The 7,350-nt window shown below is 76.3% G+C and carries 3 protein-coding genes; all 3 read right to left on the bottom strand.

Features of this window, described 5'->3' with window-relative positions:
* On the bottom strand, positions 1 to 2,515 hold a 2,515-nt coding region (locus CCN44_RS38830; RefSeq protein ID WP_143650330.1), incomplete at its 3' end, for an AMP-binding protein.
* Positions 2,512 to 7,089, bottom strand: a complete 4,578-nt coding sequence (locus CCN44_RS38825; protein WP_086703668.1) for a non-ribosomal peptide synthetase — start codon at positions 7,087 to 7,089, stop codon at positions 2,512 to 2,514. The genes CCN44_RS38830 and CCN44_RS38825, both read right to left, overlap by 4 nt.
* A partial coding sequence (locus CCN44_RS38820) for a phosphopantetheine-binding protein (protein WP_143650328.1) occupies positions 7,086 to 7,350 on the bottom strand: 265 nt, incomplete at its 5' end. The genes CCN44_RS38820 and CCN44_RS38825, both read right to left, overlap by 4 nt.

Below are 7,350 nucleotides of genomic sequence, written 5' to 3'. Positions count from 1 at the left end.
ACGCGGGGGTGGTGGCGATCAGCCGAGAGAGGCACTCCTGGAACACATCGGTGTCCAGCGGCCCGGTGATGTCCATGTGATAGGCGCCGCCCGCTCCCATCTGGTCCAGCAGGCCGTCGGGTCCCGCCGGGAACACCGAGCGCAACGCGGGGGTGGTGGCGATCAGCCGAGAGAGGCACTCCTGGAACACATCGGTGTCCAGCGGCCCGGTGATGTCCAGTCCGCCCACGATGTGATAGGCGCCGCCCGCTCCCATCTGGTCCAGCAGCCACATCCGCTCCTGCGCGGCGGTCAGCCCCGGGGGGCCGCCGGCGGCGGGTTCGCGCGGCTCCTGCTGCGGGGGGCCGCCGGGCTCCTGCCGATCGCACTGCGGGAGACCGACGGGTTCCTGCGGCCCCTGCTGCCGGAGGCCGGCGGACTCCTGCGGATCGCACTGCGGGAGACCGACGGGTTCCTGCGGTTCCCGCTGCCGGAGGCCGGCGGACTCCTGCGGATCGCACTGCGGGAGACCGACGGGTTCCTGCGGCCCCCGCTGCCGGAGGCCGGCGGACTCCTGCCGATCGCACTGCGGGAGACCGACGAGTTGGCGGGCGGTGAGTCCGCCGAGGAGGGCGGCGAGGGGCACGGTGACCTTGTGCTCCTCCCGCAGCGCCGCCAGCAGCCGCACGGCGCGCAGCGAGTCCAGTCCCTGGGCGACCAGCGGGACGTCCGGGTCGAGCGCGGCCGGTGCCGTCCCGAGTTCGGCCGTGACGAGCCGGAGGAGGTCGGACGGCAGCGCCGCGGAGGGGCGCGCGGCGGCGGGCGGGGCGGCCGGGGGCGCGGCCACCGGCGTGAGGTCGCCGGCCAGCCAGCGGGTACGGCACTCGGACCGGCGGATCTTGCCGCTGCTGGTCCGCGGGATCGCACCGAGCCGGACCAGGACGACGTCGTCGACGCTCACCCCGTGTCCGTCGGCCACGCTCTCGCGGACCGCGGCGGTGATCCCGGCGACGTCGTCGCCGTCGAGCCGCCCGCGCACCTCGTGGACCAGGACGATCCGGCTGCCGGCCGCGTCGTCCACGGCGAACGCGGCGCTGCGCGCGGGCTGGAGCGCCGGATGCGCGGCCTCCGCCGTCTGTTCGAGGTCGGGAGCGTAGTGGTTGCGCCCCCGGACGATCATCAGGTCGTCGTCGCGGCCGGTGAGGAAGAGGTCCGCACCGTGCCGGAAGCCCAGGTCGCCGGTGCGCAGGAACGCGCGTCCGGGGTGGCCCGCGGCGCGGGCGGCGAAGGTGTCGCGGGTCTGCCGGGGCCGCTGCCAGTAGCCGAGCGCCACCGTGGGCCCGCTGACCCACACCTCGCCGACCTCGCCCTCGGGCAGCGGGCGGCCCGACGCGGGGTCGGCCACCAGCAGCAGGTCCTCGTCGGTGGCCCAGCCGCAGCCGACCAGTTCGCGGGTCTGCGGGCCGTCGGTGGCGACGACGGCCCGGCCCGCGTCCAGCGCGGCGCGCTCCACCCGCAGCCGGGCCGGTTCGCCGGCGTCGCGGGCCGCGCCGGAGACGAAGAGGGTGGCCTCGGCGAGCCCGTAGCAGGGCACGAACGCCGACCGGCGGAAGCCGCTGCTCTCGAAGGTCTCGGCGAACCGGTCGAGGGTGGCGCCGCGCACCGGTTCGGCACCGACCAGGGCGTGCCGCAGCGCGGAGAGGTCCAGGGCGCGGCGGTCCTCGGGGGTGACCCGCCGGACCGCCTCGCCGTAGGCGAAGTCGGGCGCGGCGGTGACCGTGGCGCGGGTACGGGTCAGTTCGTGCAGCCAGCGTGCCGGGCGGTACATGAAGGCCAGCGGGGACAGCAGCGTGCACGGGAAGCCGGTGTGCAGCGGTTGCAGGATGCCGCCGATCAGGCCCATGTCGTGGTAGGGCGGCAGCCAGCTGACGCCCCGGCTGTCCTCGGTCAGCCCGAGGGTGCGCGCGAGGACGGCGGAGTTGTGCACCAGGTTGCCGTGGCTGACCATGACGCCCTTGGGGCGCCCGGTGGAGCCGGAGGTGTACTGGAGGAACGCCAGGTCGTCCAGGCGGGGGCGGTGTCCGGTCCAGTCCTCGGCGCGGGCCGGGTCGATGTCGTCGCCGGCCGCCCAGTACACCGTGCCGTCCGCGTCGAGTCCGTGGCGTGCGCCGGCCGGGCCGGTCAGGAAGTCCCGGTCGGCCAGGGCCAGTTCGGCTCCGGCGTCGGCGATCACGGCGGCCAGCCGGTCCCGGCCGCGCGCTCCGGTGGGCGGGTAGAGGGGTACGGCCACCGCACCCGCGTACAGGCAGCCGAGGAAGGCGGCGACGTAGTCGGGCCCGGGCTGGTGGACGATCAGGACGCGTCCGCCCGGGGCGAGACGGTCCTGCACCAGGGCGGCGACGGCGCGGGCCCGCCGGTCGAGTGCGGCGTGGTCCAGGCGCAGACGGGTGTCCTCGCCCAGGGCGAACTCCAGGGCGAGGCGGTCCGGCGCCGTCTCGGCGCGCTCGTGCAGCAGTTCCACGAAGCCGGCGCTCATCGGCCTTCCTCCGCCCGGTGCTCGCTGATGGGGTGACGTGCGGCGCGCTGGATGGGCACGGGTGTCGCCGCCGTGTCCGACGCCCGGTCCAGGAGGGCGGCGACGGCGGCGACGGTGGGTGCGCGCAGCAGGGCGCCGACCGAGAGGTCGCCGCGGGCCAGGGCGCGCAGTCTGCCGACCAGTTGGACGGCGAGGAGGGAGTGGCCGCCCAGGGCGAAGAAGTCGTCGTGGACACCGATCCGGTCCACGCCGAGGACCTCGCACCACACCCGCGCCACCGCGCGTTCGGTGGCGGTGCGCGGGGCGACGTAGCCGGTGGCCAGGGTCGGGCGGAGCCCGTCGGGCGGGGGCAGGGCGGCACGGTCCAGTTTGCCGGTGCGGCCGAGCGGCCACTCCTCCAGCACGGCCAGCGAGGCGGGGACCATGAAGTCGGGCAGCGTCCGGGCGAGGTGCTCCCGCAGGGCCGCGACGACCAGGCGTTCGCGTGCCGCGCGTTGCGGATCGTTGGTGTACGCCTCCCAGGTGCCGGTGCCGGCGTCGGGGCGGGGCAGCGGCGCCGGGGCGGACGGCGTCGCTGCCGGGGCCGGGAACTCCAGGTCCAGGGTGCCCGGTACGGCTCCCAGGTGCGGCACCATCACGAGGCCGGCCGCGCGGGCGTGTTCGGCGAGGGCGGCCGGGTCGGCCGCGGGCTCCTCGGGGTCGGCGGCCAGCGTGCGTCGCAGACCGTCGACGGTCTCGTCGTCGCCGGCCGCGTGCAGCGCGCGGACGGCGCGCAGGTCCGCGCCCAGCCGGGCATCGGGCACGGCACGCCAGCCGTGGGCGCCCGGCCCGCCGTCCCCGGGCAGCGCGGCCGGTCCGGGCCAGGCCCGCCAGTCGGCCGCCGGGGCGGGGGGTGCCGCGGCCGGCCGGGCGGTGAGGACCACGTCGTAGCGGAAGCGGGTCAGTTCGTTGCGGTACGGCGAGGTCTTGGCCAGGACGGTGACGTCGGCGTCGGTGCCGGCCACCGCCTGGAACAGCGCGGGGTGGACGAGGAGTTCCTCCTCGCGCGCCGTCTGCCGGGCGACCAGCCGGCGCAGGGTGCGCACGGGGGTGCCGGGCGGCAGCCGGTGCAGCAGGAGCGAGGTGTGCAGCGCGTCGAGCAGGAGGAGATTGCGTACGTCGCCGACGAACAGGTGGCCGCCGGGGGCGAGCAGGGACAGCGCCCCGCGGATCACGCGCACCAGGTACGCGGCGTCGGGGAAGTACTGGACGACCGAGTTGAGGATCACCGTGTCGAAGCCGCCCGCGGGCAGGCCGGTGAAGTCGTCGGCGGCGCGCCGCGCCAGTTCCACGCGGGTGCCGTCGAGCCGCTCGGTGTGGGCGCGCAGCCTGTCGACGGCCTCGGCGGAGACGTCGGTGCCGTGGTAGAGGGCGCAGCCGGGGGCGATCCGGAACAGCAGCAGGCCGGTGCCGCAGCCGATCTCCAGCACCCGGCGCGGTCGCAGGGCGCCGATCCGCGCGACGGTCTCCTCGACCCAGGCCCGCATCTCGACGTCGGGGATGGGGTCGCCGGTGGCGGAGTCCACCCAGCCCACGGTGTCGAAGGCGGGGTCCTCGGGGCGGGAGTCCCGGTAGGTCTCGTCGAAGACGGCGCGCCACCGGTCGACGTGCTCGGCGTGCTCGGCGGGCCCAGCGGGCCCGTCCGCGGGCGGGCCGGCCGCGTCCGGGCGCAGGCCGACGTAGGCCGCGAGCTGGAGGTCGCCCGCCGCGTCCCGGTACGGCTCGACCGCCGCCCGCTCGACGGCCGGATGGGCGCCGAGCACCGTCTCGATCTCGCCGGGTTCGATGCGCTGGCCGCGGATCTTGAGCTGGGAGTCGAGCCGGCCGAGGAAGTCGAGGGTGCCGTCCGGGAGCCGGCGGGCCCGGTCTCCGGTGCGGTACAGGCGCCGGCCGGGTTCGAAGGGGTCGGGCAGGAAGCGCTGGGCGGTGAGTCCGGGGCGCCCGCGGTAGCCACGCCCCACGGGGAGGCCGCCGAGGAACAGCTCTCCCGGCAGGCCCGGCGGCACGGGCCGCATCCGCTCGTCCAGGACGTAGGTCCGCGCCCCCGCGATCGGCGTGCCGATGGGCAGGCGGGCCCACGCCTCGGCGTCCAGGCCCTCGGGGACGGTCCACGCGGTGACGTCGATGGCGGCCTCGGTCGGGCCGTACAGGTTGTGCAGCGCCACTCCGGGCAGCACCTCCTGGACCCGGGCGGCGAGTGCGGGCGGCAGGGCCTCTCCGCTGCACACGATCCGGCGCAGCGGTCCGGCGCAGCCGGCGGATGCGGGGTCGTCCAGGAAGATCCGCAGCATCGAGGGGACGAAGTGGCAGGTGGTGACGGCGTGGTCGCGGATCAGTGCCGCGATGACGGCGGGGTCGCGGCGCCCGTCCGCGTCGGCCACGACGACGCGGGCTCCCACCGCGAGCGGCCAGAGCCATTCCCAGACGGACACGTCGAAGCCGAGGGGGGTCTTGTGCAGGACCGCCTCGCCGGGCCCGAGCCGGTACTCCTGCTGCATCCACAGGATCCGGTTGACGACCGCCGCGTGTTCGTTCACCGCGCCCTTCGGGCGTCCCGTCGATCCGGAGGTGTACAGCACGTAGGCGCTGTTGCCGGGCAGGACGGTGACGGCGGGGCGGGTGTCCGGGGCGCGCCGGACCTCGTCGTCGGTCACGCTCAGGACGGCGGGCGCCGCACGGCCGTCCTCCCGTGCGGCGGCCGTCAGCCGGCGGGCCGTCGCGTCGCAGCCGGCGAGCACCGAGTGGACGGCGGCGTCGGCGGCGAGCCGGGCCAGGCGGCGCGGGGGCAGTGCGGGGTCCAGGGGCAGGAAGGCCGCGCCCGCCTTCAGTACGCCCAGCATCGCGGCGACGGCCGCGGCCGACCGGGGTACGGCGATCCCGACCACGTCCTCGGGACGCACGCCCCGCGCGCGCAGGCAGTGGGCGATCCGGTTCGCGCGCCGGTCCAGCTCGGCGTAGTCGACCACGTCGCCGTCGTGCACGACGGCGGGGGCCGAGGCCCGCTCGTCCACCGTGCGCTCGAACAGCGCGGGCAGGCTCTGCCCGGCCCCGGCGTGGGCCGGTGCGCCGCACGCCTGCCGGGTCACGAGGGCGCGGTCGGCGTCGCCCAGGACGTTCAGGTCCCAGACCGGGGTGTCCGGCCGGTCCACGCCGTCGGCCAGCAGCAGCCGCAGCCCCTGGGCGAGCCGGGTGACGGTGGACGCGTCGAACAGTTCCCGCGCGTACTCGATCCAGCCGGTGAGGCCGCCGTCCGGGGTGGGCGCCAGCTCGATCTCCAGCTCGAACTTCGCGGTGCCGGTCTGCACCGGCAGCACGGCCACCTCCAGGCCGGGGAGGTCCAGGCGGGGCCGGGGGGTGTTGTGCAGGACCAGCATGTGCCGCACCAGCGGGACCCGTGCCCCCGGGTCCCGCTCGGGCCGCAGCGCCTGGACGATCCGCTCGAACGGCACCTCCTGCCAGGCGTACAGATCGGTGCAGGCGTCCCGGGCCCGGGCCACCAGGGTCCGCAACGACGGCTCCGCGCTCAGGTCGAGGCGCAGCGGCAGGGTGTTGACGAAGAAGCCGATGAGCGGCTCGATCTCGGTGCGGTCGCGTCCGGCCACGGCGCAGCCCAGCAGGACGTCCTCGGTCCGCCCGGCGCAGCGCGCCAGCAGCGCGGCGAACGCCGCCGAGAGCACCATGAAGGGCGTGGCCCGTTCCCGGTCGGCGAACCGCTTGATCCGGGCCACCAGATCCGGGGGCAGCTCCAGGCCGACCCAGCCGCCCGCGTACGACTCCTCCGTCCGCCGGGGCCGGTCGGTGACCAGGTCCAGCGGGGCGGCCCCGGCCAGCCGGTCGGTCCATTTCCGCAGCAGCTCGGCGTGGCGGGGCTGCTCGGTCAGCTCGCGCTGCCAGCGGGCGTAGTCGGCGTACTGCACGACCGGTTCCGGCAGCGGTGAGGGCCGGCCCTGCTGGAACGCTCCGTACAGCGTGCCGAGTTCGCCGATGAGGACGCCGAGCGACCAGCCGTCGGCGGCGATGTGGTGCAGGGACAGTTGCAGGAGGTGTTCGTCGGCGGCGAGCCGCAGCAGCGCGCAGCGCAGCATCCGGTCGCGGGCCAGGTCGAACGGGCGCGCGGCCTCCGCGGCGAGGTGCTCCCGCACGGCCCGGGCGCGCCGCTCGGCGGGCAGCGCGGACAGGTCCGTCTCGGGCAGGTCGACGGGGCCGGCCTCCTCCACGCGGGCCCAGGGCTCGTGTTCGCCGGGGAAGGTGGTGCGCAGCGACTCGTGCCGGCGCAGCACCTCGTCCAGGGCGCGGCGCAGCACGCGGGTGTCGAGGGCGCCGCGCAGCTGTGCGACGCCGGTGATGGTGTAGAGGGACGAGTGCGGCCGGACCCGGTCGAAGAACCAGATCCGCTGCTGGGCGAAGGACAGTTCGGACCGTGCCCGGTCGGCGGCGCCCGGGACGAGTGCCGCCCGGCGCGGCTGCTCCGCCTGTTCGCCGAGCAGCCGGTCCAGCAGCCTGCGCTGGTCGGCGGTGAGGTGGGAGCTGCTCATTCGGCCAGGCTCCTTTTCACCTGTTCCTCGGTCATGGCGCCCACCTGGAGCACCAGGTCCGCGACGCGGTCGGCGTCGACGCCCTGCGCGTCCGCCGTCGCCCGCAGGTGGGCGGCCAGGGCGGGCAGGGTGCTCGCGGCCAGGAAGCCGCGGATGGACAGGTCCACCCGGAACAGGTCGCGGATCCGGGAGACGGCCTGGGTCACCAGCAGGGAGTGGCCGCCCAGTTCGAAGAAGTCGTCGCCCGCGCCGACCCGGTCC

The organism is Streptomyces tricolor, assembly GCF_002155905.1.
Classification (GTDB): Bacteria; Actinomycetota; Actinomycetes; order Streptomycetales; family Streptomycetaceae; genus Streptomyces; species Streptomyces tricolor.
The sequence above is the reverse complement of the archived record's forward strand: the minus strand, read 5'-3'. Positions and strand labels throughout refer to the sequence as shown.

Coding starts and splice junctions, on each gene's coding strand:
- CCN44_RS38825 (WP_086703668.1), bottom strand. CDS start 7,089: ATGAGCAGCTCCCACCTCACCGCCGACCAGCGCAGGCTGCTGGACCGG.